This window comes from Amycolatopsis sp. WAC 04169, from assembly GCF_003947535.1.
GTDB classification, from domain to species: Bacteria; Actinomycetota; Actinomycetes; order Mycobacteriales; family Pseudonocardiaceae; genus Amycolatopsis; species Amycolatopsis keratiniphila.
This window is the reverse complement of record NZ_QHJI01000008.1, coordinates 291,363-318,027: the sequence shown is the minus strand read 5'-3', so window position 1 is coordinate 318,027 and position 26,665 is coordinate 291,363. Positions and strand designations below refer to the sequence as shown.

The 26,665-nt window shown below is 67.5% G+C and carries 23 protein-coding genes; 10 read left to right on the top strand and 13 right to left on the bottom strand.

Features of this window, described 5'->3' with window-relative positions:
- Positions 1-42: 42 nt before the first annotated feature.
- Positions 43-678 carry a hypothetical protein gene (locus DMC61_RS23800; protein ID WP_125691341.1) on the top strand — a complete coding sequence of 212 codons (636 nt, stop codon included), beginning with the start codon at positions 43-45 and terminating at the stop codon, positions 676-678.
- On the opposite strand, the gene DMC61_RS23795 is transcribed toward DMC61_RS23800, so the two are convergent.
- Both DMC61_RS23795 and DMC61_RS23790 read right to left on the bottom strand, forming a co-directional pair.
- A complete protein-coding gene (locus DMC61_RS23795; protein WP_125691339.1) occupies positions 651-1,037 on the bottom strand; it encodes a nuclear transport factor 2 family protein in 387 nt (128 codons plus the stop codon). The genes DMC61_RS23800 and DMC61_RS23795 overlap by 28 nt on opposite strands.
- A 43-nt stretch (positions 1,038-1,080) precedes the next feature.
- Positions 1,081-3,585, bottom strand: coding sequence for an RNA helicase (locus DMC61_RS23790; RefSeq protein WP_125691337.1), 2,505 nt, complete (start codon positions 3,583-3,585; stop codon positions 1,081-1,083).
- A gap of 153 nt (positions 3,586-3,738) precedes the next feature.
- Here DMC61_RS23790 and DMC61_RS23785 point away from each other — a divergent pair, with 153 nt between their 5' ends.
- The gene (locus DMC61_RS23785) at positions 3,739-4,983 is read left to right on the top strand and encodes a primosomal protein (RefSeq protein WP_125691335.1); all 1,245 of its coding nucleotides are present in this window, start codon (positions 3,739-3,741) and stop codon (positions 4,981-4,983) included.
- Between the two features lie 20 nt (positions 4,984-5,003).
- On the opposite strand, the gene DMC61_RS23780 is transcribed toward DMC61_RS23785, so the two are convergent.
- Entirely contained in the window at positions 5,004-6,209 is a 1,206-nt protein-coding gene (locus DMC61_RS23780) for an MFS transporter (RefSeq protein ID WP_125691333.1), read from the bottom strand.
- Between the two features lie 65 nt (positions 6,210-6,274).
- The gene (locus tag DMC61_RS23775; protein WP_016331267.1) at positions 6,275-7,375 is read right to left on the bottom strand and encodes an adenosine deaminase; all 1,101 of its coding nucleotides are present in this window, start codon (positions 7,373-7,375) and stop codon (positions 6,275-6,277) included.
- A 209-nt stretch (positions 7,376-7,584) separates the two neighbouring features.
- Between DMC61_RS23775 and DMC61_RS23770 the strand changes: the two genes are divergently transcribed.
- Complete coding sequence (locus DMC61_RS23770; protein WP_125691331.1) at positions 7,585-8,673, top strand: PA containing protein; 1,089 nt, start codon at positions 7,585-7,587, stop codon at positions 8,671-8,673.
- 304 nt (positions 8,674-8,977) lie between these two features.
- On the opposite strand, the gene DMC61_RS23760 is transcribed toward DMC61_RS23770, so the two are convergent.
- From DMC61_RS23760 to DMC61_RS23735, 6 genes are all read right to left on the bottom strand, one after another.
- Positions 8,978-10,261, bottom strand: a complete 1,284-nt coding sequence (locus DMC61_RS23760) for a thymidine phosphorylase (protein WP_125691327.1) — start codon at positions 10,259-10,261, stop codon at positions 8,978-8,980.
- Complete coding sequence (locus tag DMC61_RS23755) at positions 10,258-10,647, bottom strand: cytidine deaminase (protein ID WP_034304610.1); 390 nt, start codon at positions 10,645-10,647, stop codon at positions 10,258-10,260. Before DMC61_RS23755 ends, DMC61_RS23760 begins: the two co-directional genes overlap by 4 nt.
- A gap of 1 nt (position 10,648) precedes the next feature.
- Entirely contained in the window at positions 10,649-11,923 is a 1,275-nt protein-coding gene (locus tag DMC61_RS23750) for an ABC transporter permease (protein ID WP_016331263.1), read from the bottom strand.
- Entirely contained in the window at positions 11,920-13,017 is a 1,098-nt protein-coding gene (locus tag DMC61_RS23745; protein WP_125691325.1) for an ABC transporter permease, read from the bottom strand. The genes DMC61_RS23750 and DMC61_RS23745 overlap by 4 nt, the downstream gene beginning before the upstream one ends.
- Positions 13,014-14,591 (bottom strand): ABC transporter ATP-binding protein, encoded by a 1,578-nt coding sequence (locus tag DMC61_RS23740; protein WP_125691323.1) that lies wholly within the window; start codon positions 14,589-14,591, stop codon positions 13,014-13,016. Before DMC61_RS23740 ends, DMC61_RS23745 begins: the two co-directional genes overlap by 4 nt.
- Before the next feature lie 79 nt (positions 14,592-14,670).
- Complete coding sequence (locus DMC61_RS23735) at positions 14,671-15,810, bottom strand: BMP family protein (protein WP_125691321.1); 1,140 nt, start codon at positions 15,808-15,810, stop codon at positions 14,671-14,673.
- A 546-nt stretch (positions 15,811-16,356) separates the two neighbouring features.
- Between DMC61_RS23735 and sdhC the strand changes: the two genes are divergently transcribed.
- From sdhC to DMC61_RS23710, 5 genes are all read left to right on the top strand, one after another.
- On the top strand, positions 16,357-16,800 hold the full coding sequence (gene sdhC, locus DMC61_RS23730) for a succinate dehydrogenase, cytochrome b556 subunit (protein ID WP_081809635.1): 444 nt from the start codon (positions 16,357-16,359) through the stop codon (positions 16,798-16,800).
- Positions 16,801-16,802: 2 nt separating this feature from the next.
- Entirely contained in the window at positions 16,803-17,222 is a 420-nt protein-coding gene (locus tag DMC61_RS23725; protein WP_037315751.1) for a succinate dehydrogenase hydrophobic membrane anchor subunit, read from the top strand.
- 31 nt (positions 17,223-17,253) lie between these two features.
- On the top strand, positions 17,254-19,008 hold the full coding sequence (gene sdhA / locus DMC61_RS23720) for a succinate dehydrogenase flavoprotein subunit (protein ID WP_016331257.1): 1,755 nt from the start codon (positions 17,254-17,256) through the stop codon (positions 19,006-19,008).
- Positions 19,008-19,778, top strand: coding sequence for a succinate dehydrogenase iron-sulfur subunit (locus tag DMC61_RS23715; protein ID WP_125691319.1), 771 nt, complete (start codon positions 19,008-19,010; stop codon positions 19,776-19,778). Before sdhA ends, DMC61_RS23715 begins: the two co-directional genes overlap by 1 nt.
- 167 nt (positions 19,779-19,945) lie before the next feature.
- Complete coding sequence (locus DMC61_RS23710; RefSeq protein ID WP_125691317.1) at positions 19,946-20,911, top strand: hypothetical protein; 966 nt, start codon at positions 19,946-19,948, stop codon at positions 20,909-20,911.
- A 71-nt stretch (positions 20,912-20,982) separates the two neighbouring features.
- Here the strand turns inward: DMC61_RS23710 and DMC61_RS23705 are convergent, their stop codons facing one another.
- Positions 20,983-22,215, bottom strand: a complete 1,233-nt coding sequence (locus DMC61_RS23705; RefSeq protein WP_233594925.1) for a M14 family zinc carboxypeptidase — start codon at positions 22,213-22,215, stop codon at positions 20,983-20,985.
- Between the two features lie 162 nt (positions 22,216-22,377).
- Here DMC61_RS23705 and DMC61_RS23700 point away from each other — a divergent pair, with 162 nt between their 5' ends.
- A complete protein-coding gene (locus tag DMC61_RS23700; protein ID WP_125691313.1) occupies positions 22,378-23,295 on the top strand; it encodes a hypothetical protein in 918 nt (305 codons plus the stop codon).
- A gap of 340 nt (positions 23,296-23,635) precedes the next feature.
- Here DMC61_RS23700 and DMC61_RS23695 read toward each other — a convergent pair whose 3' ends face one another.
- Both DMC61_RS23695 and DMC61_RS23690 read right to left on the bottom strand, forming a co-directional pair.
- Positions 23,636-25,048 (bottom strand): S8 family serine peptidase, encoded by a 1,413-nt coding sequence (locus tag DMC61_RS23695; RefSeq protein WP_016331252.1) that lies wholly within the window; start codon positions 25,046-25,048, stop codon positions 23,636-23,638.
- Positions 25,049-25,127: 79 nt separating this feature from the next.
- Positions 25,128-25,382, bottom strand: coding sequence for an SCO4848 family membrane protein (locus tag DMC61_RS23690; protein ID WP_026467335.1), 255 nt, complete (start codon positions 25,380-25,382; stop codon positions 25,128-25,130).
- A gap of 43 nt (positions 25,383-25,425) precedes the next feature.
- Here DMC61_RS23690 and DMC61_RS23685 point away from each other — a divergent pair, with 43 nt between their 5' ends.
- The gene (locus DMC61_RS23685; protein WP_125691311.1) at positions 25,426-26,664 is read left to right on the top strand and encodes a D-alanyl-D-alanine carboxypeptidase family protein; all 1,239 of its coding nucleotides are present in this window, start codon (positions 25,426-25,428) and stop codon (positions 26,662-26,664) included.
- The last annotated feature ends 1 nt before the right edge of the window (position 26,665 follow it).

Genomic DNA, 26,665 nt, shown 5'->3' with positions numbered 1-26,665 from the left:
CCCCGATGTGCCGGACCGGGTGGTGACGCGACCCTGTGCGCCATGCGGACGAAGACCTGGCGACAGCTGACCGTGTGGCTGCACATCGTCACGTCGGTGGGCTGGATGGGACAAGCCCTGGCGCTGTTCACCTTGCTGGTGATCGGCCGCACCAGCGAGGACTTCGAGATTCGCGTGGCTGCGACGTCGATGGCGCACGAGATCGACACGTTCCTGCTGGCGCCGCTGGCCAACGCGTCGGCCTTCACCGGCTTCATGCTCGCCGCCGCGACGGCCTGGGGGTTCACCCGGCACTGGTGGGTGCTGGCGAAGTTCGCGATCACGCTCGTCCAGCTCTACGCCGGGATCTTCCTGCTATCGGGGGCTTTGCGGGATTCCGTGGGCGGTGATCCGCCGCCGGTGCCGTTGGTCGCCGGGACCGCGCTGATGGCGAGCGCTTTGGCGTTCCAGGCGTGGCTTTCGGTGGCGAAACCGTGGGGCAAGGTCCGCTCCGGTGTGAAGCTGCCGACCGCGCCGACGTGGGTGTTCGCCGCCGCGGTCCTCGCGCCGCTCGCCGACATCACGGTGGGGCTGCTCGTGGGTTATCCGCTGCCCGCGCTCTCGCTGGTGGTGCTGATCATTCAGCTGGTCCGCCGCCGGCGAGAGCTGGGTCAGGCGTCCATCACGCCGGTGGCCTGAGACCAGACACAACGCCAGGTGCCGCCGTCGTCGGTGTAGACGTCGGTGTGCCAGGCCTCGTGCCGCGGGATGTCCGCGCCGTCCACGCTGAGTTCGATGAAGCACCGGTAGCGGAGGACGACGACGTCGGTACCGACGATGGCGTCCATGTCGCCGTTCAGCTCCAGCTCCCGGTAGGCGACCCGCCCGCTGGTGAGGAGATCCAGGTATTCGGCCTTCGTCCACACGGTGCCGGTCGGGTTGCACAACCGGTACTCCTCGGCGTGCAAGCGGTCGTAGGTGCCGCGATCCACGTCGAGGAGACAGCGGATCCGCTCCTGCTCGGCCTCGATCACTCGGCCGGCCACGTCGTCGGTCATACCTCGCTCCACTTCGCTGTCCTGCCCAGGAACGCGCCAGGTGTCAGAGCCGGTCCACCGCCGTGATCCGGATGACCGCTGAGCCCGCCTCGTCCGAAGCCGCCAGGTCGACCTCCGCGCCGATGCCCCAGTCGTGGTCGCCCGCCGGATCGTCGAAGATCTGCCGCACCCGCCAGATCTCCTTCTCCTGCTCGATGATCAGCAGCTTCGGCCCGCGCGCGTCCGGGCCGATGCCGAGCGTTTCGTGCTCGTCGTAGTAGTCCTCGATGGCGTCTTCCCACGCGTCCGCGTCCCAGCCCGACGCGGCGTCCAGCTCGCCGAGCGTGTCGTAGGCACGCCGCGAAGCCAGCTCCACCCGGCGGAACAGCTCGTTGCGCACGAGCACCCGGAACGCCCGCTCGTTCCGCGTGACCGCGGGCGGCTCGGACGGCGGCCGCGTCGAAACCGGGCCCTCCTCTTCAGGATGCCGCAAGGCTTCCCACTCGTCCAGAAGGCTGGAGTCGACCTGGCGCACGAGTTCGCCGAGCCATTCGATGAGGTCCTGCAACCCCTCGTTCTTGGCCTCGTCGGGCACCGTGTGCCGCAGCGAGTCGTAGGTGTCGGTGAGGTACCGCAGCACCAGCCCTTCCGAGCGGGCCAGCTGGTAGAAACCGATGTACTCCACGAAGTTCATCGCGCGCTCGTACATGTCGCGCACGACGGACTTCGGCTTGAGCTCGTAGTCCTCGACCCACGGATGCCCTTGCCGGTAGCGGGAATACGCCGCTTCCAGCAGCTCTTCCAGCGGCTTCGGGTACGTGACGTTTTCGAGCAGCTCCATCCGCTCGTCGTACTCGATGCCCTCGGCCTTCATCGCCTGCACGGCCTCGCCACGCGCCTTGAACTGCTGCTGGGACAGCACCGGCCGCGGGTTGTCCACAGTGGATTCCACAATGGACACGACGTCGAGCGGATACGAGGGCGACTCGACGTCGAGGAGTTCGATCGCCGCCAGCGCGAACGGCGAAAGCGGCTGGTTCAGCGCGAAATCGAACTGCAGGTCCACGGTCAGCCGGACGATGCGGCCCTGCTCGTCGGGTTCGTCGAGCCGTTCCACGACACCGGCCGCGAGCAGCGCGCGGTAGATCGCGATCGCGCGCAGGATCAGTTTCCGCTGGGTGGGACGGTCGGAGTGGTTGTCCTCCAGCAGATGCCGCATCGAGTCGAACGCGTTGCCCGGCCGGGAGATCACGTTCAGCAGCATCGAGTGGCTGACGTGGAAACTCGACGTCAGCGGCTCCGGCTCGGCCGCGATCAGCCGGTCGAAAGTGCTCTCCGTCCAGTTGACGAACCCCTCGGGCGCCTTCTTGCGGACGATCTTCTTTTTCTTCTTGGGATCGTCGCCCGCCTTCTCCAGCGCCTTGGCGTTTTCGACGACGTGGTCCGGGGCCTGCACGACGACGTAGCCGTCGGTGTCGTACCCGGCCCGGCCCGCGCGGCCGGCGATCTGGTGGAACTCGCGCGCCTTGAGATGCCGTTGCCGCACACCGTCGTACTTCGTCAACGCTGAAAAGACCACTGTGCGGATCGGTACGTTGATGCCGACGCCGAGCGTGTCGGTCCCGCAGATCACCTTCAGCAGCCCGGCCTGCGCCAGCTGCTCGACCAGGCGCCGGTACTTCGGCAGCATGCCGGCGTGGTGCACGCCGATACCGTGCCGGACCAGCCTCGACAGCGTCTTCCCGAACCCGGCCGAGAAGCGGAAGTCGCCGAGCATCTCGGCGATGGCCTCCTTCTCCGCCTTCGAAGTGACGTTGATGCTCATCAGCGTCTGCGCGCGCTCGATCGCCGCGGCCTGCGAGAAGTGCACGACGTAGACCGGCGACTGCCCGCCGTTGAGCAGCTCGGACATCGTCTCGTGCAACGGCGTCAGCGCGTAGCGGAAGGTGAGCGGCACCGGTCGCTCCGCCGAGGTGACCACGGCCGTCGGGCGGCCGGTGCGGCGGGTGAGGTCCTTCTCGAAGAACGAGACGTCGCCCAGCGTGGCCGACATGAGCACGAACTGTGCCTTCGGCAGTTCCAGCAGCGGCACCTGCCAGGCCCAGCCTCGATCCGGCTCCGAATAGAAGTGGAACTCGTCCGCGATGACCTGGCCGACCGGCGCGTCGGCACCGAACCGCAACGCCATGTTCGCCAGGATTTCCGCCGTGCAGCAGATGATCGGCGCGTCGGCGTTGACCGCCGAATCACCGGTCATCATGCCGACGTTGTCCGCGCCGAAGATCTCGATGAGCTGGAAGAACTTCTCCGAGACGAGCGCCTTGATGGGAGCGGTGTAGAAGCTGCGGCGGCCGTGCGCGAGCGCGGTGAAGTGCGCCCCGACGGCGACCAGGCTCTTCCCCGAGCCCGTCGGCGTCGACAGGATCAGGTTCGCGCCGGAGACCACCTCGATGATGGCCTCTTCCTGCGCGGGGTACAGCTCCAACCCGCGCTCGGCCGTCCAGGTGGAGAAGGCTTCGAACAGCGAGTCGGGGTCGGGATCCGCAGGCAGGAGGTCTGTAAGTGTCATCAGAGGACCTATCGTGCCATCCGTTGGTCGCTTCTTGCCCAGGGGTGATCGCGCCCATCGGCGGAAACCCGTAGGCTTCGCGGTACCGCGCACCTTCCGGGCACCATCGACCGGCCGCGCGCACACAGGCGGTAATCCGAGAGGGCTAAAGGAATGGCACAGGACATCATCCCGATCGAACTCGGCCTGCCACAGGGTGACGTCGTCACCCTCTGGGCGCCGCGCTGGCGGGAAGACGGCGAGGAATGGGAAGCCTTCCTCGGCGACGAGGAAGACCTGTACGCCTTCCCGGACGCCGCGCATCTCGCCGCCTTCGTGCGGACCTCCGAGCAGCACGACCTGCTCGACCACCCCGCGTGGGAGGTCGTCCCGGCGCTGAACGTGCCCGAGCTCATCCCGGACGACGACCACACCTACGACCTGGTGGGCGTCCCCGAGCTGGTGGCCGAGAAGCCGGACCAGTGGACGCTCGGCGAGCTGGCCGAGATCATCGGCATCGTGCGTTCGCTCGCGGACGTGTGCGAGCTCGACGAGGTCCACGAAGTCCTCGACGCGCACGAGAGCTTCTCGCTGCTCGACCAGGGCACGCTGCCCTTCTCCGGCCGCGACGGCGAGCGCCTCTGGGCGGACCTGTCGCAGGCGGTCTCGGAGAAGTGGGACACCGTCCTCGACGCGATCGACGGCCTGGTGACCGTCCCCGACGTCGACGAGAAGGTGCTGGAGCAGACGGCGGAGGAGCTCGCGACCTTCCTCGCGGAGTCCGCCGAGGCCGAAGCGGCCGCCGTCGACGCGGACCTCATCGACGACTCGGACGAGGACGACGAGGAAGACGACGAGCCCGTCGGCTTCTGGGGCGAGGTCGGCATCGACCCGATCAAGATCATCACCTCCGGCGCCGAGTACTACACGCTGCGCTGCTACCTCGACGACAAGCCGATCTTCCTCGGCAGTGAAGGCGAGATCGACGTCTTCACCTCCGAGAAGGCCCTCATCCGCGCGATCGCGGACGGCAAGGAGCTGGCGGGCAACGACCTCGCCGGAGTGTCCACTTGGGACGAGGTGACCACGAAGGCCACCGCGGGCGAGCTCGAGATCGAGGTCGACACCGAGAACACCTACGTGCTGAACGGGATCGCCGACGACATCGCCGAAGGCCCGGAGTCGATCGACCCGACCCAGCTGGAGCTGGCCGTCGAGCTGATCACCGACGCCGCCGAGTGGGCCGAGGACGACAGCGTCGAAACCGCGCTGGCCGCCAACGAAAGCCTCGGCTGGCTGGTGTCGTTCGTGCTGCGGCCGGACCCGTCGCGGCTGGAGCCGAGCGCTCCGTTCGACGCCGAGCAGTCCGAGTGGCGCAAGCTCGTCGAGACCTTCGAAAACCGGCTCACGGTTCTCTGATCCACCCTCGAAAGGGCCCCTCAGGTTCGTCCTGAGGGGCCCTTTTCGTCTTTGACGGGCACCAGGGCCACGGCCAGCGCCGGGAAGATCGCGGCCACGCAGAACGCCAGCGCGTACCGCGAATCACCGATCACGAGGCCCAGCATCGGCGGCGTCAGCGCGGCGGCGATGTTCTGGCCGGTGTTCTGCGTGCCCATCGCCCGCCCCGCCCACGCGAGCCCGGCCATCTCCGCCGACGCGGTGAACCCGAGTCCGTTGTCCGACACGGTGATCACCGCGGCCAGGACGAGCGCGAGCAGCACCAGCCACGGCCAGGTCGCGTCGCCGAGCGCGACCAGCAGCATCACCGCGCCGCTCGCGATCGCCAGCTGCCGCATCGGCCGCAGCCTGCTGCCGACGCGGTCGGACCAGTAGCCCGACACCAGCCTGCCCAGCGCGCCGAGGATCTGGACGGCGCCGACGAACCAGCCCGCGGACGCCGCCGTCCAGCCGTGCATGGTCACCAGGTACACGGGGGTGAACGCGGAGACCGTGAACTGCGGGACGACGAGCAGCGCGCTCGCGCCGTGGACCCGCCACAGCGCCGGCTTCCGGTACGGCGACGGTGGCTTCTCCCCCGTCGTCCCGGATTCCGGACGCGGCGGGTCGATCAGGAGCCAGGCGACCAGCAGCGCGACACCGATCGCGGTCAGCGCGGGCAGCAGGAGCGAGATCTGGAAACCCCAGCGGTCCGCGAGCGGCGGGAGTCCGAAGGCGGCGACGCCCACCCCGAGCGGCTGCGCCATCTGGCGGATGCCCATCGCGAAGCCGCGTTCGGCCGGGCCGAACCAGCCCAGGACGGCCCGGCCGCTCGCGGCGTTCACTGACGCGGTGCTCGCGCCGGCGAGCAAGAACACCCCAAAGAGGATCCCGAGCGAGTGGTCACCGGCGGCCGCGTACACGAGGAGTAACCCCGATACGCCGAGCCCGATGGCCATTACCAAACGCTCTCCGTAACGGTCCGCGGCCGCGCCCCACAGGATCAAGGTGAACAGCAGGCCAAGACTCGGCGCGGCGACCACGGTTCCCGCCTCGGCGAGCGTGAGACCCTCCGCACGCTGCATCGACGGCACCAGGAACGGGAGCCCGTAGAGGAAGGAACAGCTCGCGGTCTGCGCGGCGAGGCCGAGCGCAAGGATGAGCCAGCGTCGTTTGCCGCCGATCCTCACGTCCGCGACCTGCGTCATCTCCGCCACCGTTTCACTATTTGGGATAGTACTCCTACATAGTGAACGATAGTTGTCGCTGCTAACTAACGCAAGGCCGCGTAGCCGGGCTTGATGACCGTGTTGATGATGTCGAGCCGCTGGTCGAAATCGAGGAAGGCGGATTTCATCGCATTGATGGTGAACCACTCGAGATCGGCCAACCCGAAGCCGAACGCTTCGCTCAGCGCCGCGAATTCGCTGGTCATCGAGCAGCCGCTCATCAGCCGGTTGTCGGTGTTGACGGTGACCCGGAACCGCAGCCTGGCGAGCAGGCCGATCGGATGCTCGGCGATCGAGCGCGCCGCTCCCGTCTGGACATTGGACGTGGGGCAGATCTCGAGCGGGATCCGCCGGTCGCGGACGTAGGCGGCCAACCGTCCCAAATGGACCGTGCCGTCACTGTCGGTCTTGATGTCGTCGACGATGCGCACACCGTGGCCCAGCCGCTCCGCGCCGCAATGCTGAATCGCCTCCCAAATGGACGCGAGGCCGAACGCCTCCCCGGCATGAATGGTGAAATGCGCATTATTCGTCCGCAGAAACTCGAATGCGTCGAGATTTCTGGTAGGCGGGAATCCGTCTTCCGGTCCGGCGATGTCGAACCCGACCACGCCGGCGTCGCGGTAGCGCACGGCCAGCCCGGCGATCTCCAGCGCCCTGGCGTGCTGGCGCATCGCGCAGAGCAACGTCCCGACCCGGATCCGGCCGCCGCCGTCCGCCACTCTCCGTTCACCTTCGGCGAACCCGGCCTGAATCGCCTCGACCACCGCATCGAGTGACAGTCCGCGTTCGACGAAGAGTTCTGGGGCGTAACGGACCTCGGCGTAGACGACGCCGTCGGCCGCGAGGTCTTCCACCGCCTCGGCGGCCACTCTGACCAGCGCTTCCTCGGTCTGCATGACGCCGCAGGTATGCGCGAACGTCTCAAGGTACGAGACGAGGGAGCCGGAATCGGCGGCGTCGCGGAACCAGCGGCCGAGTTCCACGGGATCCGTGGCCGGCAAGGCCTCGTAGCCGGTCTGTTCGGCGAGCTCGGCGACGGTGGCGGCACGCAATCCGCCGTCCAGGTGGTCGTGGAGGAGAACCTTGGGAGCGCGGGCCAGTACCGCCTCCGGGATGCGGGAACTGCTGCTTTCAGAGGACATACGTAACGGTAACCAGCCTGTCATTCCCCTACATGGCTGTAAGTCTCATGCTTGACTTAACCCTCGGCTTTGTGGATCACCGGCTGAATCGGCCATCAGGGCAGAGCTCGGCATTGTCCGATACCCGGGGGCCATACGCAGAGCAATTCCGCAATGGATAAGCTTCACGTCACGTCCCTCCCATTTCCCCGCCCACGAAGGACACCGCAGTGACCACTGACAACCACATTGCAGCCCCGTCCTTCGACCGGATGCGCAACATGCTGGTGCGCGCGGCCGAAGTGCGTGAGAGCGAACAGCAGCAGATCTTCGACGCGCTGGACGACATCTACGCACGTCTGGCCCCGGTCGACTCGCTCGGCGCGGTGCGCAAGCGGCTCTCCGAGATGCCCGACCGCACCGAGACCAGCGTGCTCGCCGAGCGGCTCGACGAGACCATGTCGCGGCTCGAAGCGCAGGACACCGCGATCGCCGCGCTGACCCGTGCCGTCGAAAGCATCGTCGACAAGCTGGCCAAGCCGTTCGCTCAGCTCGACGGCCGCCTCGACGGCATGGCCGCGCGTCTGGAAGGCGTCGGGGGCCGGATGGACGGGCTCGAGGACAAGCTCCAGAACATCCACCGCCGTCTCGACGAGCTCGGCGCGCACCTCGACAAGCAGGACGTGAAGACCGACACGCTGCCGCAGTCGGTGATCGGCCCGGTGCGCGAGCGCGTCGAGCAGGCCGAGTCCACCCTGCGGGACCGCGTCGACACCGTCGACCGCGAACTGCGCACCCGCGTCGAGAACCTCGACAAGGCGACCAAGGAAAGCCTCACCGCGAACACCGAGGCGCTCAAGACCGCGCTGACCGAGACCGGCGAGATGATCGACGCGTCGGAGCGGCTCGACGGCCTCGGCGACCGCCTGGAGAAGGTCACCTCGCGGCTCGACGACCTGGCGGAGCGGCTCGACAAGGTCGAGGACGGCTTCACCGGACGCCTCGGCGACCTCGACGGCTCGATCCGCTCCGGCCTGTCGAAGGTCGAGAGCACGCTGCAGAAGCAGCCGGACACCGACTCGGTCGACTCGCTGGTGCGCAAGAGCAACGACGAGTCCGTGCGCCGCATCGGCGGCCAGCTGGACGAGGCCATGGCGACCTTCGCGGAGCTGATGCTCGGTGGCGGACCGGCCGTGCAGCAGATCTCCCCGCCGCCGCCCGCCCCGCGCCAGCCGCGTCGCAGCTCGCGCAACGGCCGGGCGCCGAAGGCGGCCGACGCCAAGGCGAAGGCCGACGGCGGCGACGAGACCACCGACTGACGCCCTCGCTTGACGCGTGAAGGCCCCCTTCCCACGGCTTCGCCTGAGACGGGGGCCTTCGCGCTTTCTCGGGCCACGACCTGCGTTTAGCGGGCTAAACGCGATCCGCCTCCCCGCGTTTCGTCCTCTGGATGCGGTACTTGCGCGTGCAACTACCGCATCCAGAGGACGAAACGCGGGGGTGCCGGGCGCGGACGCGCGAAGGCCCCCTTTGGGACGTTCAACGTCTCAAAGGGGGCCTTCAGGACACAGGGGGTCGCGAGCAGGGCGACCGCCGGATCGCGTTTAGCCCGCTAAACGCAGGTCAGGGCCGCACGGTCTCCAGGACGAGCGGAGCGGAGGCCGAAGGCCCAGCGGAGCCGACCGCGTAGGCGTCTTCGAGCGCAGCGAGAGCCGAAGGAACAGCCTCCGGCGTATCGGTGTGCAGCTCCAGAAGCGGCTGCCCGGCCGACACAGTGTCGCCCGGCTTCGCCAGGCACAGGACACCCGCGGCGGCCTGCACCGGATCCTCCTTGCGCGCCCGCCCTGCCCCGAGCCGCCAAGCGGCGACCCCGACCGCATAAGCATCCAAACGCGACAAAACCCCATCGGCGGGCGCCGGAACCACGTGTACATGGCGAGGCCGCGGCAAAGCGGCCTCCGGATCCCCGCCCTGGGCGGAGATCATCCGGCACCACGTCTCGTAAGCCCGGCCGGAAGCCAGCACCTCAGCCGGGTCCACATCGGACAATCCGGCCAGCGCCAGCATCTCCCGCGCCAAAGCCACGGTCAGCTCGACGACGTCGGAAGGACCGCCGCCGCGCAGCACCTCGACCGACTCCGCGACCTCGATCGCGTTGCCGACCGCGCGGCCCAACGGCACGTTCATGTCCGTGATCAGCGCCGTCGTCGCGACACCGTGCGCGGTCCCGATCTCCACCAGCGTCCGCGCGAGTTCACGGGCCTGCGGCAGCGTCTTCATGAACGCACCCGAACCCGTCTTCACGTCGAGCACCAGCCCGGCCGAGCCCTCGGCGATCTTCTTGCTCATGATCGAGCTCGCGATCAGCGGGATCGACTCCACCGTCGAAGTCACGTCCCGCAACGCGTACAGCTTCTTGTCCGCGGGCGCCAAACCGGAGGTGGCCGCGCAGACCACCGCGCCGACCTCGTCGAGCTGCCGGACGATCTCCGCTGTCGACAAAGAGGCACGCCAGCCCGGAATCGACTCCAGTTTGTCCAGCGTCCCGCCGGTGTGCCCGAGCCCGCGCCCGGACAGCTGCGGCACGGCCGCGCCACAAGCCGCGACGAGCGGCGCCAGCGGGAGCGTGATCTTGTCGCCGACCCCGCCCGTCGAGTGCTTGTCGATCGTCGGACGGCTGACCTTCAGGTCCAGCCGCTCCCCCGACGAGATCATCGCGCCGGTCCAGCGCGCGATCTCCCCGGAGTCCATCCCCCGCAGGAAGATGGCCATCGCGAGCGCGGCCATCTGCTCCTCGGCGATGTCGCCGCGCGTGTACGCGTCGATGGTCCAGTCGATCTGCTCGTCGGTGAGCCGTCCACCGTCCCGCTTCGCGCGGATGACGTCGACGGCGGCGAAAGCGCTCACGGCAGGTCGTCCGGCCCGAACGCGTCCGGCAGCACCGCCGACATCGGCAGGATGCCGCTCGGGGTGTCCACCAGGCAGTCGGATCCGCCGTGCTCGAACAGGATCTGACGGCAGCGCCCGCACGGCATCAGCAGATCACCGGCGCCGCTTCGGCACGCGACGGCGACGAGCTTGCCGCCGCCGGTCAGCCGCAGCTGCCCCGCCATCGTGCATTCCGCGCACATTCCCAAGCCGTACGAGGCGTTCTCGACGTTGCAGCCGACGACGATCCGGCCGTCGTCCACCACCGCGGCGACACCGACGTGCAACCCGGAGTACGGCGCGTACGCCGACTTCGCCGCCTCGACGGCTTGAGCCCGCAAGGCTTCCCAGTCGTACTCCGCCATGTCAGTCCTCACCTCGCCGATAGGTGGCGCCGATCGCCTTGGGCGGCCGCAGCCGCTGCGAAGCCACCGCCAGCACGATCAGCGTCACGAAGTGCGCGGTGTACGGGATGAGGTCGCTGGGCAGGTCGTCGTTGGTCCAGTAGATCGCGTACAGCGCGGCCGCGCCGACGACACCGAGCGCGGAAGCGATCCACTGACGGCGGAACAACTGCACCGCCACGATCACGGCGAGCAGGATCACCGCGCCGTACAGCAGCGCGAGCACCGCGGTGCCGCCACCGGCGAGCTGGAGGCCGTCCGCGTAACCGAACAGCGCCGCGCCGCCGAGCAGGCCGCCCGGCCGCCAGTTGCCGAAGATCATCGCCGCGAGGCCGATGTACCCACGGTTGTTGGTCTGGTTCTCCAGGTAGTCCGCACCGCCGGCGAGCAGCACGAGCGACGCGCCACCCATTCCGGCGAGCCCACCGGAGATGATCATGGCGACGTACTTGTGCAGGTAGACCTTCACGCCGAGGGACTCGGCCGCGACCGGGTTCTCCCCGCAGGACCGCAGCCGCAGGCCGAACCGCGTCCGCCACAGCACGAAGTAGCTGATCGGCACCAGCGCGATCGCGATCATCGTCAGCGGCGCGACCTCGGTGATCAGGCCGTTGAGGATGCCGGCGAGGTCGGAGATGAAGACGCGCTGCATCTTTTCCAGGTCCGACAACCAGTCCGAGAGGAACGTCGCCGAGTACGTGTCGAACTTCGGCACCGGCGGCGACTGACGCGGGTTGCCCGAAAGCGGCGTGAACACCAGGTTCGCCAGGTACTTCGCGACACCGAGACCGAGCAGGTTGATCGCCACACCGGAGACGATGTGGTTGACGTTGAAGGTCACCGTCGCGACGGCGTGCAGCAGCCCGCCGAGCGCACCGAACACGACCGCCGCGATCAGCCCGGCCCAGACTCCGCCGTGGTACGCGCCCCACGCGGCACCCCAGGTGCCGAGGATCATCATGCCTTCGAGGCCGATGTTGATCACGCCCGCGCGTTCGGCCCAGAGCCCGCCGAGCGCGCACAGCAGGATCGGCAGCGCCAGCCGCAACGCGGTGTGCGCGGTGTTGGTCGAGGTCAGCGTGTTGACGCCGGTGGCGTACGACGCGATCGCGAGCACACCGACCGCCAGCAGACCCCAGATGGCGCCCTTGAGCCAGCCGGGGATACGCCGCTTCGGCGGTTTCACCGGCATGGTGGTCCCGCCCGTGTTGGGCGAAAGAACGTCCGCGGTGGTCACACCGCACCTCCCTCGGACACGCTGGAACCCTTGCGGCCGTTGCCTGCCAGCGCGCGACCGACGCGACGCTGTTCGGCGGCCAGGTCCGCGCGGCGCACGATCTCGTACGCGATGACGACCGACAGCACGATCACGCCCTGCATGATCGTGGCGATCTCTTTGGACACGTTGATCTGCTCCAGCGAAACGGCGGACCGGTCGAGGAATGCCCACAGCAGGGCGCCCAGCGCGATCCCGGCCGGGTGGTTACGCCCGAGCAGGGCGACCGCGATACCGGTGAAGCCGTACATCTGGGTCGAGGTGATGCCGTAGCTGAAGTCGCGGCCGAGCAGTTCCGGCATCGCGACCAGGCCGGCGACACCACCGGAAAGCAGCATCGCGATCAGCGTCATCTTCTTGGCGTTGACGCCACCCGCCGCGGCGGCCGTCGTCGATTCGCCGGAGGCCTTGAGCTCGAAGCCGAACCGGGTCCGGTTGAGCATGAACCAGTAGGCCCCACCGATCAGCGCCGCGATGACCACGAAGCCGAACAGCTCGCCCGATCCGATCGGGATTCCGGGGATCCGGCCGGTCTCGGCGATCTCGCGGGTGGCGATGTTGTTGCCGGTCTGCACGCCGAACTGGTCCGCGTTGACCAGGAACGCCACGATGCCGCCGACGATCGCGTTCAGCATGATCGTCGAGATGACCTCGGAAACCCCGCGGGTCACCTTCAGCACGGCCGGGATGGCCGCGTAGAGCATGCCGCTGGCCACCGCGACGATCAGGATCGCGATCACGTGGATCACCGGCGGCAGCTGCAGCGCCCCGCCGATGATGGCGGTGACGATGGCGGCGAACCGGTATTGGCCCTCGACACCGATGTTGAACAGGTTCATCTGGAAGCCGATGGCCACCGCGAGCCCGGACAGGTAGTAGACCGTCGCGAGGTTCACCGTGTCGACGGCCGTCGAGCCCTTGAAGAGCTGGCCGATCATCGTGCCGTAGGCCTGGAGCGGATCCGCCCCCGAGATGATCAGCGCGATGGCCGTCAGGATGACCGCGAAAACGATCGCGAGCAGAGGCGGCAGCAGCCTCGTACGCCAGGAACTCACGCTGCACCTTCTTCAGTGTCTTCGGAGGCACCCGTCATCGCGGAGCCCAGTTCCTGTGGGGTCACGGTCGCGGGGTCGGCCTCGCCGACCAGCCGTCCGCGAAGCATGACCTGGATGGTGTCGGACAGCCCGATCAGCTCGTCGAGGTCGGCCGAAACCAGCAGGACGGCCAGCCCGGCCGCGCGCGCCTGGCGGATCTGTTCCCAGATCAGCGCCTGCGCGCCGACGTCGACACCACGCGTCGGATGCGACGCGATCAGCAGCACCGGGTCGCCGGAAAGCTCGCGCCCGACGATCAGCTTCTGCTGGTTACCACCCGAAAGCGCGGCGGCGGGGACGTCGATACCCGGCGTGCGGACGTCGTACTCCTCGACGATGCGGCGGGTGTCCTCCCGCGCGCCGTCGATGTCGAGCAACTGTCCTTTCGCGACCGGCTTGCGCGTCTGGTAGCCGAGGATCCGGTTGACCCACAAGGGTTGCGTGAGCAGGAGGCTGTGCCGCGTGCGGTCTTCGGCGATGTAGCCGATCCCGGCCTCGCGGCGGGCGAGCGTCCCCAGCTTGTGCAGTTCGACGACCTTGCCGTCGACCTCGGTCAGTTCGATCCGGCCGCCGCCCTTGCGCATGCCCATGATCGTCTCGACGAGTTCGGTCTGGCCGTTGCCCTCGACGCCGGCGATCCCGAGCACCTCACCCGCGTGCACGGTGAAGGAGATGTGGTCGAGCACGTTCCGCTCGGACCCCTCGACGCTCAGGCAGACGTCGTCCAGGCGTAGCACGTTCCGGTCGGTCACCGTGGATTCGCGGGTCTCCGGGCTGGGCAGCTCCGAGCCGACCATCATCTCGGCCAGCTGGCGCGAGGTGATCGTCTTCGGATCCGCCGTGCCGACGGTGGTGCCGCGCCGGATCACGGTGACCGTGTCGGCGATCGCGCGCACCTCGTCGAGCTTGTGCGAGATGAAGATGAAGGTGAAACCGTCCTTCTGCATGGCGCGGACGGTCTCGAACAGCGCGTCGACCTCCTGCGGCACGAGCACCGCGGTGGGCTCGTCGAGGATGATGATCCGCGCGCCGCGGTAGAGCACCTTGACGATCTCCACGCGCTGGCGGTCGGCGACGCCGAGCTCTTCCAGCAGCGCGTCCGGGCGGGCGCGCAGGCCGACGCGTTCGGCGAGTTCCGCCAGCTTCGCCCTCGCCGCGCGGCCGATGCCGTGCAGGTTCTCCGCGCCGAGGAAGACGTTCTCCCCGACGGTGAGATTGTCGGCCAGCATGAAGTGCTGGTGGACCATCCCGATCCCGGTCTTGATGGCGTCCTGCGGGTTGCGCAGTTTCACCGGTTCGCCGTTGATCGCGATGTCGCCCTCGTCCGGCTGTTGCATGCCGTAGAGGATCTTCATCAGGGTCGATTTGCCCGCGCCGTTCTCGCCGCAGACGGCGTGCACCTCGCCCTTGGTGACGGTGAGGTTGACGTCGGAGTTGGCCACGACACCGGGGAACCGCTTCGTGATCCCGGTCAGCTGCACGGCCGGTTCACCCCGGTCGGGGGCGTCGGTGACCTCGGCCTGGGGAGCGCTCATGGAAAAGCCATCCAGTTCTGGGTAAACAGGTTGGGGCTCGGAAGGGGTTACCCTCCCGAGCCCCACTGCCTGGTCGAGCTTACTTCTGCGGCTTGTCCGAGACGGTGATCGCCCCGGAGACGATCTGCGCCTTGTAGCCGTCGAGGACGTCCTTGATGTCGTCGACCTTGCCACCGGAGGTGGCGTAGCCGATGCCGTCGACCTTGAGGTCGAACCGCTTCGGCAGCGTCGTCAGGTCGCCCTTCGCCAGCGCGCGCAGGTAGTCGAACACCGCCACGTCGACGCGCTTGAGCATCGAAGTGATGATGACGTCCTTCGACGCCTCGACCGTCTTCTGGTTGTACTGGTCGGAGTCGACGCCGATGGCCATGGCGTTGTTGGACTTGGCCGCCTCGAAGACGCCCTTACCGGAAGCGCCGGCGGCGTGGTAGATCACGTCCGCGCCCTTGGCGATCTGCGCGGCGGCCTTCACGTTGCCCTTCGCGGGGTCCTGGAACCCGGAGAAGTCACCGGCCGGGGTGAGGTACTCGTCCTCGATCTTGGCCTTGCTCGAAGCGGCCTTCACGCCCTGGAGGAAGCCGGCCTCGAACTTCTGGATCAGCGGCGTGTTCACGCCACCGACGAAGCCGACGTGGCACTTCTTCGACTTGTAGGCGGCGGCGACACCGGCCAGGAACGAGCCCTGCTCCTCGGCGAAGACGAGCGAGGTGACGTTCGGCGCCTTGACGGAGTCGTCGTCGACGATCGCGAACTGGGTGTTCGGGTACTTCGGCGCGATGGCGCCGACGGCCTTGGCGTAGGCGAAGCCGACCGCGATGATCGGGCTGAAGCCCTGGGTGGCGAGCTGGTCGAGACGCTGCGACTTGGCGGCCTCGTCCTCGGTCGCGGCGGCGGTGCTTTCGGTGACCGTCGTGACGCCGAGCTCGGCCTTCGCCTTGTCGGTACCGGCGGCGGCGGAGTCGTTGAACGACGCGTCGCCGCGGCCGCCGACGTCGAAGGCCAGCGCGACCTTGAGCTTGCTGCCGTCGACCTTCTCGCCGGCCTGGCTGGAGCTGGTCGAGGCGGCCGCCGCGGCAGGCGGCTTAGGCGCCGTCACGCAGCTGGCGGACTGGTCCCCAGTGCTCGCGTTGTTGTTGTTCCCCGCACCTGAATCCTTCGCGCACCCGGCAAGTACCAGTGCACCGGCCATGGCGGCGGCGGCCAGCGCGGTTCCACGCATGCGACGCAACGTGTGTCTCCCTCCCCGCTGATCCAGCGGATGGTCCGAAGAAAGCGACCCGGCGACGCTGCCGGGTTCGACCGAGAGACGGTACCTAACGGCCGCTTTGCTGCCATAGGAAAGGCACGCTACGTAACACAAATGTTTACTCATGAGTCGTAAGCGCGACGAATGGAGTACGCACGGTGATCGGAATGGCGTAATCGCAGGCAGCGCCCGGCCCCCAGGCCGCGTGACGCGCCGAAGATCGTCACGCACCGTTCAGGCCCGCCGGCGGGGCCGTCCGGCGCGTCCACAGTGGACGAACCGGTGAGTTACCGGCCCTCGTCACTCGATCGTGCGAGGGTCCCGATGTCTGGTCCATCACACAGAGGAACCCGGAGGTGAGCCCACCGTGAGGTGCGGGTCTAGCATCCTTTTCATCCACGCTCGATGACCATGATCTCGGCACCGTCGCCGGAGCCGTCCCCAGGTGGACGTCCCGGCGGCAGGCGCGGAAACCAGCGGTCAGCGGGCCCAAGCCATGACGTTGGAGGCCGTTCACCGATGTCCACCACGGCTAGCACCGCCACCGAGGCGGCCGCGAGCGATCGGGCGGGTGCCTCACGCCGGCAAGGGACGTTCTACCGGGGAGACCCCGGTATGTGGTCCTGGGTGCTGCACCGCATCACCGGCGTGCTGACATTCTTCTTCCTCTTCGTGCACGTGCTCGACACCGCGCTCGTGCGCGTGTCGCCCGACACGTACAACGAGGTCATCGAGACCTACAAGACCCCGCTGGTCAACCTCCTCGAGGTCGGCCTGGTCGGCGCGGTGCTGTTCCACGCGCTCAACGGCATCCGGGTCATGCTGGTCGACTTCTGGGAGAAGGGACCGAAGTTCCAGAAGCCGATGCTCTGGACCATCCTGGCCATCTGGGTCGTGGTGATGATTCCCGGTGCCTTCTTCATGATGAAGCGCACCGTCGAAGTTATGTTCGGGGGGCACTGACCATGGCATCCGAAGTTCTCGCACTCGACAAGCCGCGCTCGCCGAAGCGCCCCGCTGCCCGCCGCAGCAACTTCGAGCTCTACAGCTGGCTGTTCATGCGCATCTCGGGCCTCGCCCTGATCGTGCTGGTGCTCGGCCACCTGTTCATCATGAACATCCTCGACGGCGGCGTGCACCGCATCAACTGGGGCTTCGTCGCCGGCCGCTGGGCCTCGCCGTTCTGGCAGTTCTGGGACCTGTCGATGCTGTGGCTCGCCGAGATCCACGGCGGCAACGGGCTGCGGACGATCATCGACGACTACGCCCGCAAGGACAGCACCCGGTTCTGGCTGAAGATCGTGCTCTACGTCTCGATGGTGCTGATCCTCGCCGTCGGCACGATGGTGATCTTCACCTTCGATCCCGGCATCTCGGCCAACTGACGCCCCACCACACGTTCAAAGCGGAGTCCTCATGCAGTTCCACAAGTACGACGTGGTGATCGTCGGCGCCGGTGGCGCCGGCATGCGCGCGGCCATCGAATCCGGCCAGCGTGCCCGCACCGCGGTCCTCACCAAGCTCTACCCGACGCGTTCGCACACCGGCGCCGCCCAGGGCGGCATGTGCGCCGCGCTGGCGAACGTCGAAGAGGACAACTGGGAGTGGCACACCTTCGACACGATCAAGGGCGGCGACTACCTGGTCGACCAGGACGCCGCCGAGATCATGGCGAAGGAAGCCATCGACGCGGTCCTCGACCTCGAGAAGATGGGCCTGCCGTTCAACCGGACGCCCGAAGGCAAGATCGACCAGCGCCGCTTCGGCGGGCACACCCGTGACCACGGCAAGGCCGCGGTGCGCCGCGCCTGCTACGCCGCGGACCGCACCGGGCACATGATCCTGCAGACGCTGTATCAGAACTGCGTCAAGCACGGCACCGAGTTCTTCAACGAGTTCTACGTGCTCGACCTGGTGCTGACCCCGGACGAGAACGGCAACCCGGCCGCCTCCGGCGTCGTCGCCTACGAGCTGGCGACCGGCGAGCTCCACGTCTTCCAGGCGAAGTCGATCGTGTTCGCCACCGGCGGCGCGGGCAAGATCTTCAAGACGACGTCGAACGCGCACACCCTCACCGGTGACGGCCTCGGCATCATCTTCCGCAAGGGCCTGCCGCTGGAGGACATGGAGTTCTTCCAGTTCCACCCGACAGGTCTGGCCGGGCTCGGCATCCTCATCTCCGAGGCCGTGCGCGGTGAGGGCGGCATCCTCCGCAACGCCGACGGCGAGCGGTTCATGGAGCGCTACGCCCCCACCATCAAGGACCTCGCGCCGCGCGACATCGTCGCCCGGTCGATGGTGCAGGAAGTGCTGCAGGGCCGCGGTTGCGGGCCGAACAAGGACTACGTCGTCCTCGACGTCACGCACATCCCGGAAGAGACGCTGAACGCGAAACTCCCGGACATCATGGAGTTCTCGCGGACGTACCTGGGCGTCGACCCGGTCACCGAGCCGGTGCCCGTGTTCCCGACCTGCCACTACGTGATGGGCGGCATCCCGACCAACATCCACGGCGAGGCGTTGCGGGACAACGAAAACGTCATCCCCGGCCTGTACGCCGCGGGCGAGGTGGCGTGCGTGTCCGTGCACGGCTCGAACCGGCTCGGCACGAACTCGCTGCTCGACATCAACGTGTTCGGCCGTCGCGCCGGCATCGCGGCCGCCGAGTACGCGCTGGCGCACGAGCACATCGAGCTGCCGGAGAACCCGACCAAGCTCGTCGAGGACCAGCTGGCGCTGCTGCTCTCGGAGCACGGTGACGAGCGCGTCGCCGACATCCGCACCGAGCTGCAGCGGACGATGGACTCGCACGCTTCGGTGTACCGCACCGAAGACACGCTGAAGCAGGCGCTGACCGACGTGCAGGCGCTGAAGGAGCGGTACAGCCGGATCACCGTGTCGGACAAGGGGAAGCGGTACAACACCGACGTCCTCGAGGCCGTCGAGCTGGGCTTCCTGCTCGAACTCGCCGAGGTCCTGGTCGTCGGCGCCCTGGCGCGCAAGGAATCCCGCGGCGGGCACGCGCGCGAGGACTACCCGAACCGCGACGACACGAACTTCATGCGGCACACCATGGCCTACAAGGAGGGCGAAGGTCTCACCGCCGACGTCCGCCTGGACTACAAGCCGGTGACCTTCACCCGCTACGAACCGATGGAGCGGAAGTACTGATGACCACGGCAACCCCCGAGAAGTCGGAGGCCGTGTCCTCCGACCACACGCCGATCACCGTCACGCTGAAGATCCTCCGGTTCAACCCCGAGATCGACACCGAGCCGCACTGGGAGTCCTACGACGTCCCGGCGCAGCGCACCGACCGGCTGCTGAACCTGCTCTTCTACGTGAAGGACTACATCGACGGGACGTTCTCGTTCCGGCGCTCGTGCGCGCACGGCGTCTGTGGTTCCGACGCGATGCAGATCAACGGCATCAACCGGCTGGCGTGCAAGGTCCTGATGAAGGACCTGCTGTCGCAGGACGGCAAGAAGACGACCATCACCATCGCGCCGATCAAGGGCCTGACGACGCTCAAGGACCTTTACGTCGACATGGACCCGTTCTTCGAGGCGTACAAGGCCGTGAAGCCGTACCTGATCGCCTACGGGAACGAGCCCACGCGCGAGCGGATCCAGTCGCAGGCCGACCGCGACCGGTTCGACGACACGACCAAGTGCATCCTGTGCGCCTGCTGCACGTCCTCGTGCCCGGTGTACTGGAACGACGGCTCGTACTTCGGCCCGGCCGCGATCGTCAACGCGCACCGGTTCATCTTCGACTCGCGTGACGAAGGCGCCGAAGAGCGTCTCGACATCCTGAACGACTCCGAGGGTGTCTGGCGCTGCCGGACGACGTTCAACTGCACCGATGCCTGCCCGCGTGGCATCCAGGTCACGAAGGCGATCCAAGAGGTTAAGCGCGCTTTGCTCTTCAAGCGCGTCTGACGCCTCTGGTTGGCGTTGAAGTACATGAAGGCCCCCTTCCTTGCGCTAGGCGCAAGGAAGGGGGCCTTCATGTACTTGGGGCTGAGTTATCCACAACGGGACACTTATCCACAGGTCGGCGAATCGACTCTGGCGGGGCAGGCTGCTCCTGGCTCACGCTGAGCATCATGACCAAGAGGGGGAGATGGGCTCAGCATCCCGAACTGCTGCACGAACGAAGTCGCAACGGCGTCGTCCGGGCGTCCGATCTGGAAAGCCTCGAGATGAGCAGCCGGACGATCTACACCCGCTGCCTGCCCGGCGGCCCATGGCAACGGTTGCTGCCGGGCATCATCCTGTTGCACAACAACGAGCCCACGATCGAGCAGCTCGTGACCGCGGGGCTCCTGCACGGCGGAGCGGAGGCGGTCCTCACCGGAGTCGAAGCCTGTCGGCGGCACGGACTGCGTACCTCCGCGATGCCACCGGACGCGGGTCTGCATCTGCTGATCCCGCATGATCGGAAGATCCGTAGCACCGGCTTCGTGACGATGGAACGAACGATCCACTTGCCGTCACCGGTCGTCCGGAACGAAGTTCCCTTGGCGCCGCTGGTCCGGGCCATTACGGACACGGCACGACGGCTCGGGGACGCCGATCAGGTCGAGGCGATCTTGATAGAAGCGGTCCAGAAAGGCGGATGTCATCCGAAGGCTCTGCTTCGCGAACTCGATCACGGCTCACTTCGAGGTACGGCTGTACCGAGGCGCCTCCTGACGAACTGGGTAGATCTCCGATCCATGGCGGAATCCCGCGCCAGGATCCTCAGCCAGCGCATGCCGACGCCACCGAGCCACTGGAACACGGCGATCCACGACCGGCAACGGCGCTACATCGGACGTCCTGACGCGTTGTGGCAGGACGTCGGTCTCGTTTGGGAGATCGACTCTTTCGAGTTCCATTTCCGCAAGTCGGACTACGCGCGAACCCTTGAGCGCAATACACGTTATGCGGCGGCGGGCCTGGTCGTCGTGCAAACTCTGCCCCGCCGGCTACGAGACGACCCCGACGGCGTCCTCGCCGAGCTGACAGCCGCGCACGACGTCGCCGCGGCCAGGCCTCGACCCGACATTCACCTCGCGACAGCTGCCTGAAGTACATGATGGCCCCCTTCCTTGCGCTAGGCGCAAGGAAGGGGGCCATCATGTACTTCAGCGGAAAGTCGCTACTCCAGGATCCGGGAATCCAGCGAGTGATGATCGGCACCGGAGTCAGCGGTACCCGGCAGCAGGTCGAAAGCCTCCGGATCGATGCGGTCCACAGCGCCCGTGCTCACATCCCGCAGCATGTTGTACAGCCCCGCCATCACCGCGCGCGTGAAGTGCTCCCGATGCTGCTGCCCGAGCGTCTGCGTCTGCCCGCGCACCTCGAACAGCACCGTCCCCGTCCCGTTCAAAGCGAACGAACACCGCGCCTGCCCCGGCAGATCCCGGTCCGGCGCATGCGGATACCGCGCCCCGACGAACCCGCGTGACGTCATCCCATTGAACGCACTAATCGCCAGCTGCCGCGATTCGTCCTTTGTGTACACGTCGCGGTACTTCGCGTACTTCTGCCCGGGCTCGAAGAACTTGTCCGGCAGCGGCGGGTAGTCGATGCCGACGTCGAGGAGCCGGTTGCTGCCTTCCTGGCGGACGCACGCGCCTTGGTGGTGCAGATCGACGTACACGTCGGGCACCTTCCCGCGCCGCGCGGTCAGCTCCAGGTACACCGAACGCAGCGCCCGCGCCTCGGGCGTGATGAACCAGCCCGGCTGATCCGGCGCGCCCGGGACGTCCTCCGCGCGCGGGACGTAGTTCAGATCCGGATTGAAGTCGCGGTTGACGTCGAACCCCGGCCGCTTGCGGTAGTCGTCGCCCTGGAGGACGTCGCTGAGGTAGTTCCAGGTGGGCGGCCGGTCCTTCAGCTGGGGGAACTTCCGCTGCACCTCGGTCCACGACAGGTCGTTGCCGCGCCGGTCGAGTTCGGCGCCGTCCGGGTTCAGTTTCGGCACCGCGACGAAGGTGATGGTCTTCCGCAGCCGCTCGGCGTCCCGTGAGTCCGACGTGCCGAGGTAGTCCAGGATCCGGAGCAGGGCGTCGGTGCCGGTCTTCTCGTTCCCGTGGATCTCGCTGGAGACCACGAAGACCTTCGGCCCGGTCCCGACGGTCGCCTGATGGATCACCCGGCCGCGGTTCGACCGCCCGACCTCCTTGACCGCCACCCGCCCCCTGCTCACGCGCTCGAGCCTGCCGAGTTCCCGCACCATTTCGCGATAATCGGTGAACTCGTCGATGGGCAGCTCCCGCGGTTCCTCGCTGCAAGGCGCCACTGGCGCCGCCACCGCCGTGGGCGCGCTGACAAGCGGGAGCATCGCCAGCCCCACCACCACGGGAACCAACCGACCGGACAACGACATCGTGAACTCCCCACTGTCGAAGGTGCTCATAACGTAGCGAGAAGGACCCCGATCGCGAATCCGTCGAAAGGTGCTTCGCCGTCAAGAAGACCGTTGGAAACGGTGTGTGACTGGGATAGCCTGGAGAGTCACCATGCCGGGTGACCGAGGGGCGGCGAGGCGATGGGTGCTGGTTCGGAGCTGCGCGCGATCCTTTCGCAGCGACTCGTGCCTCTGATCGCGGAAATCGAAGAATTGGTTTACAAACACGGCTACATTCGCGTGTTCGGAAGCACGATCACCATGCTGGGCACGGTCGGATTACTCGGTCAGCTACTCGGCATCTCTTGGCTTCGAATGGCTTTCGCCACCGCCGCCGGCGCCTTGTTCGTCTTGGCCGCGCTGGTTTCGTTCGCGGGAACGCAACGGCAACGCAACAAACTCGTCAACGTGGAGAACATCCTCCACGACTACGCCGACAGTATGCACACGGATTCACCGATCGTTCTCCGCGAGTGGCGGCAAGAAACCATCGTCGAGAACAACGGTGACGTCTATTGCAAACGCAACATAATCCTCAACGCCGCCGAGGACGGCAAGCCGAGATACGTTTCGCTCAAGATGGCTTACTACGGCATAACCCCCTTGACCGCCCGGGCGAAGCGGCGCATCTCGTGCAAGGCGTACCACGCGAGACCTGAAAGCGCGTCCGAGCGCACGCGAGCGAAGGCCACGTCGGTCTGGAAGAACTCGAAGACAGGCAAACCCCGCCTCGACATCTACGTCCACTTGGGAAACCGGGTCGCGGACGGCGACCTCGTGACCGTCGAATGGTGGTGGCCGAAGATGTCGGCGGACCTCATGAACGGCGCGGAGCCGGAGGACTTCGACGTGGTCTTCGACAAGCAGGTCTGCAAGTTCACCCACCGCGTCGTCTTCCGCAACGTCCCGAACCCCGCGTCTCTCACCGTACGCAATCAGGGTGCGCGCAATTTCAAGAAAAAGGTGCGAAACAAGGATGTGATCGTCGAGTACTCGGCCCGCGAGCCCCGGCTGAGCGAGCGGATGGGCTTCGTCGCGGACTACACGCGCAACGGCTGACGCTCCGGCACGGGTTCATGCCGGAGCCAGGCGATGGCTAGTTGCCACCCGTCTCAGAACCGCCGGTCATCATGTACATCCATTCGCGAGGTTGATTGGTCGCCCCCATCGCTGCCGATGTGGTGGACGGCACAGTAGCCGAAGTCGCTCGACCTTCACTCGGCAGCTACCCCATGAGGGTTTCACCCACACGAGCTTACCTCGCCCACGGACCGCCAAGACCGAAGAATCCGGCACGTGGTCGAGTGGTCACCGAACGGATCTTGCCTTTCAGCAAGCGACGGAACGAATTCGGGGCCGGCCCATCAGGTGGACCGGCCCCGAAATACCAGAAACCCTTTTACTTCACCGCGTCCAGGGCGTTGACGCGGCCGTGCCCGTAGTACGAGTTGTCCTTCGCCGGACCCTCACAGACCGGAGCCGCAGTCCCACAAGGAACCTCGTCCGCCTGGTGCTCCAGCAGCCAGGTCAGCACCCGCGGCGGAGCGTGGCGGTAGCGCGACGCCAGCAGCGCGGCGACACCGGCGGCGTGCGGGGACGCCATCGACGTGCCGCACTTGGCGCCGTAGCCGCCGTTGAAGATCGTCGACAGCGGGCAACCGACACCCTGGCCGGCGGGCGGCAGCTGGGCGCGGTCGCCACCGGGAGCGGTGACCGAGACGTCGTCGCCGTAGTTGCTGTACGACGACTTCGTGCCCGCGTAACCGATGGCCGAGACGTTGACGACGCCGTCGATGGCCTTGGGCAGGATGCCGCAGCTTTCGTCGACCGGGTGCGGGCGGTTCGGGTCGGTGGTCTGCTTGTCCGGGTCGAAACCGCTGTTGCCGGCGGCGGCGACGTTCAGCACGCCACGGCCGGTCGAGTAGGTCACCGCGCGACGGACGGCCTCGAACGCGGCCGCGTCGCCCGGCTCCTTCGCGCAGTAGAACATGCCCGGGTCGATGTAGTAGCTGTTGTTCGTGACCGGGAAGCGGTGCTTCGCCGCCCACATGAACCCGCACACCGCGGCCTCGGGGAGAATCAGGCCGTCGTCGTTCACGACCTTCACCGACGCCAGCTTGACGCCGGGCGCGACACCCGTGAAGCCGCGCGCGGCGTCCTTGCCCGCGATCGTGCCGGCGACGTGCGTGCCGTGGTCGGAGTTGGTGGGCGCCCAGGCGGCGGGCGTGGTGTCCGGCGCGCCGCTGTTGCAGCCTGCCGACACCGCCGGGTCGAGGGCCGCCTTCAGCGCGGGGTGGGTGGGCTCGATACCCGAGTCCAGCACGCCGACGGTCACCGAGCGGCTGCCACCGGAGATCTTGTTCGCCTCGGGAGCCTGGATCGCCCGCATGTCCCACTGCTGGGCCGACAGGTCCTCTTCGACCGCGACGCTGGTGGTCTCTTCGTTCTCCTTGGTGTCGACCACCGCGGAGCGGGTCGAGCGGGTGGTGGCCGCCGGCGGGAACGCGACGTCACGGCCGCCCGAGTAGGCGCGGAAGACACCGATCTTCGCCTGGAAGTCGGCGTTGCGCGAGGTCGCCACCGCGACCCCGATCTCCGGGTAGTACGCGACCTTCTCGCCGCACTTCGCGCGCAGCTCGGCGTCGACCTTGCGCTCCGGGGTACGCGGGTTGTAGAGCACCACGTAGTTGAACGGCGCGCTCGCGGTGTCGCACTGCGGCGCGGGCGCGGCGCTCGCCGACGGGGCCACGAACACGCTTCCCGCCGCCGCCGCGACGAGCGCGGGGACGAGCAGGCGTCTGATCCGGGACATTCCACCTCCATGATTCGGTGGAGTGAACCTAAGCGAGCCTGACCCTGCCCAACACCGTCAAAAGGACGACAAAACCCGATCAGGCGTCAGCCTTTTCCGCGTCCCGTGACTTGGCGCCACGAAGCGTGCGCAGACCGATGAGACCGATGATGGTGCCGAGCACGAACGAGACCACCGTCAGCACCGCGTGCACGATGAAGTAAGCCGTGGGCGAGCCGTCCGCGGCCCAGGCGCGGTCGCTGTCCCAGAGGTTCTTGGCGAACGTGATCCAGATGATCCACGACCACACGCCGAAACCCAGCAGGAACATCGAAGTACCTCGCGAAATGCGCATGCCCCTGAGTATGCAGCGGGCCCGGCGACGCTACATTGCTCGGGTGCACAGCGCTATCTCCCGGTCGCTCCTGGTCCTCGTTTCCGGTGTGCTCGCCCTCGCGGTGACGCCGGTGGCCACAGCCGCCCCGAAGCCACCAGCCCAGGCGCAGCCGTGCGCGAACAAGGTCACGCCTCCCCCGCCCGTCGACACCTCAGAGAAGCCGCGCCCCGGCGAAGCCGCGCCGGCTCCGCTGCCGGTGCCGCCGGTACCGGTGGGCGGCGACCGGATGGCCGAATGCGGGCTCGTGCTCCCGAAGCGCGCGCTGAACCCGCCCGAGGGGAACACCTCCGCGGCGTGGGTGCTGCAGGATCTCGAAACCGGTGACGTCATCGCGGCGAAGGATCCGCACGCCCGTCAGCGCCCGGCGTCGCTGATCAAGGTCCTGCTCGGGCTGGTCGTGGTCACCGAACTCCCGCCGGGCAAGATCGTCGTGGCCACCAAGGAGGACGCCGAGCAGGAGTGCACCTGCATGGGCATCGGCGCCGGCGGTCAGTACACAGTGGACCAGCTGCTGCACGGACTCCTGATGCACTCGGGCAACGATGCGGCGCACGCGCTCTCGACCGTGCTCGGCGGCCTGGACGCGACGCTGGCGAAGATGAACGCGCTGGCCACCCGCGTCGGCGCCACGGACACCCGGGCCGCGACGCCGTCCGGGCTCGACGGCCCCGGCATGTCGACCTCCGCCTACGACATGAGCCTGATCTTCCACTACGCGATGAAGAACCCCGAATTCGCCAAGGTGGTCAAGACCAAGAGCTTCGAGGTGCCGGCGACCGGCGGAAAACCGGTCGTCACGATCTACAACGACAACAAGCTCCTCGGCAGCTACCCCGGGTTCACCGGCGGGAAGACCGGCTTCACCGACGACGCGCGCCACACCTACGCGGGCAGCGCGGTCCGGAACGGCCACCGGGTCGGGGTCGTGATGTTGCGCGCCGAGCAGCGCCCGACCCGGGTCACCGAGCAGGCGGCGAAGCTTCTCGATTACGGCATCGCACTGCGCGAGGCCAAGGCCGAATCGGTGGGGCGCATCGAATACCGGTCGCCGGAAGTCGTGAACGCGGACCCGGCCAACGCCGCGCCGAACGCCGACGGCGCGTCGAACAGCGGAGCAGCGGCCGCGGCCGAAGACCCCTTCGGCGTGACGGGCTGGATCATCACGCTGGTGGTCTTCCTGATCATCGTGGCGTCGTTCGTCATCGGCCACCAGCGCAAGAAGGCCATGACGGGCGAATAAC

Coding starts and splice junctions, on each gene's coding strand:
- DMC61_RS23725 (WP_037315751.1), top strand. CDS start 16,803: ATGGCATCCGAAGTTCTCGCACTCGACAAGCCGCGCTCGCCGAAGCGC.
- DMC61_RS23785 (WP_125691335.1), top strand. CDS start 3,739: ATGGCACAGGACATCATCCCGATCGAACTCGGCCTGCCACAGGGTGAC.
- DMC61_RS23755 (WP_034304610.1), bottom strand. CDS start 10,647: ATGGCGGAGTACGACTGGGAAGCCTTGCGGGCTCAAGCCGTCGAGGCG.
- DMC61_RS23780 (WP_125691333.1), bottom strand. CDS start 6,209: ATGACGCAGGTCGCGGACGTGAGGATCGGCGGCAAACGACGCTGGCTC.
- DMC61_RS23710 (WP_125691317.1), top strand. CDS start 19,946: ATGACCAAGAGGGGGAGATGGGCTCAGCATCCCGAACTGCTGCACGAA.
- DMC61_RS23715 (WP_125691319.1), top strand. CDS start 19,008: ATGACCACGGCAACCCCCGAGAAGTCGGAGGCCGTGTCCTCCGACCAC.
- DMC61_RS23705 (WP_233594925.1), bottom strand. CDS start 22,215: ATGTCGTTGTCCGGTCGGTTGGTTCCCGTGGTGGTGGGGCTGGCGATG.
- DMC61_RS23700 (WP_125691313.1), top strand. CDS start 22,378: ATGGGTGCTGGTTCGGAGCTGCGCGCGATCCTTTCGCAGCGACTCGTG.
- DMC61_RS23695 (WP_016331252.1), bottom strand. CDS start 25,048: ATGTCCCGGATCAGACGCCTGCTCGTCCCCGCGCTCGTCGCGGCGGCG.
- DMC61_RS23795 (WP_125691339.1), bottom strand. CDS start 1,037: ATGACCGACGACGTGGCCGGCCGAGTGATCGAGGCCGAGCAGGAGCGG.
- DMC61_RS23735 (WP_125691321.1), bottom strand. CDS start 15,810: ATGCGTGGAACCGCGCTGGCCGCCGCCGCCATGGCCGGTGCACTGGTA.
- DMC61_RS23800 (WP_125691341.1), top strand. CDS start 43: ATGCGGACGAAGACCTGGCGACAGCTGACCGTGTGGCTGCACATCGTC.
- DMC61_RS23775 (WP_016331267.1), bottom strand. CDS start 7,375: ATGTCCTCTGAAAGCAGCAGTTCCCGCATCCCGGAGGCGGTACTGGCC.
- DMC61_RS23740 (WP_125691323.1), bottom strand. CDS start 14,591: ATGAGCGCTCCCCAGGCCGAGGTCACCGACGCCCCCGACCGGGGTGAA.
- sdhC (WP_081809635.1), top strand. CDS start 16,357: ATGTCCACCACGGCTAGCACCGCCACCGAGGCGGCCGCGAGCGATCGG.
- sdhA (WP_016331257.1), top strand. CDS start 17,254: ATGCAGTTCCACAAGTACGACGTGGTGATCGTCGGCGCCGGTGGCGCC.
- DMC61_RS23690 (WP_026467335.1), bottom strand. CDS start 25,382: ATGCGCATTTCGCGAGGTACTTCGATGTTCCTGCTGGGTTTCGGCGTG.
- DMC61_RS23790 (WP_125691337.1), bottom strand. CDS start 3,585: ATGACACTTACAGACCTCCTGCCTGCGGATCCCGACCCCGACTCGCTG.